The 1,001-nt window shown below is 39.2% G+C and carries 1 protein-coding gene; it reads right to left on the reverse strand.

All coding sequences use genetic code 11. The features are described 5' to 3' along the window. Positions 1-12 precede the first annotated feature (12 nt). Positions 13-930, reverse strand: coding sequence for an IS1595 family transposase (locus ESY88_RS20700; protein WP_147089914.1), 918 nt, complete (start codon positions 928-930; stop codon positions 13-15). Between the last annotated feature and the right edge of the window lie 71 nt (positions 931-1,001).

A 1,001-nucleotide genomic window follows, 5' to 3' on the forward strand; every position in this document is an offset into this window, starting at 1 on the left:
TTGTATATCCGTTTAGTGTCCATTAGCTGTAATGCTTGCTATTACTAGTCTATCAAAGATTCGCTCACCAAAATATCTTCGATTTAGCTTGTAAACAAACTCGTTTAGATAAAGTTGCAGATATTTTTTCTTGATCTTATGGTACGTTCCTGTAAAATTCCGTTTAGCATTGCTAATGGCAATATGTACCCATTTCAAAGTCTCTTTGGTGGTCTGCTCGTTTGATTTTTCAGTCACATGTATCTCCACATAATCAGCAATATTGACATATGAGGTGCACTTGTCCGTGAAGACAATGGTTCGCTCACCATCAATGGCATCCACAAAGCTCTGGTCTGTTCCTTCTGCCTTGTGGTCATCAAGGACTTTTGCTTTGAAATAACGACATTGCCGCTCTACTTTTCCTGTGTCGATATCTTCAAGTACGGTACTTTCAGCCATGACCATAACGTTGGACTTGGTCTTGCTACCTCGCCCAGCTTTTTGAGTTTCATGTGCCTGCTGTGAAGCCTCTATTGTAAAGTAGCCTTCATCCATTTCTATCATGCCCTCCAATGTATATCTGTCATCTCGTTGCCCCATTGCTTTACGTAATTTATGAACCATTGCCCATACAGGCTCGTAGCGTTTTAACCCTAGTTGACGTTGTATTTCCTTTGACGAAAAACCTTTCTTGGTAGTGCTCAAAAGAAAAATTGTCTTGTACCAGACCAAGAATGATAGTTTAGAGCCCTGCATTATAGTGCCGCTGCGCAAAGATTGCCTTGAACTACAGGATTTACACTCATAACTCCATTTATTCTTCAACCAATAGTGCTGCGTGCCTTGACATCGATTGCAGATGACCCCTATTTTATCTCGTTCCTCTTTAAAATGTGTACGACAGCTCTTTTCGTCTGTGAAATGAACTCCAAAATCAAATATATTCATAATCAACTGTTTTAATATCAAGTGAATATACGATAATTATTTCATTTTAGGGCTGTTTGCGGATATACAAT

The sequence above is a fragment of the Subsaximicrobium wynnwilliamsii genome (assembly GCF_007997225.1).
GTDB classification, from domain to species: domain Bacteria; phylum Bacteroidota; class Bacteroidia; order Flavobacteriales; family Flavobacteriaceae; genus Psychroserpens; species Psychroserpens wynnwilliamsii.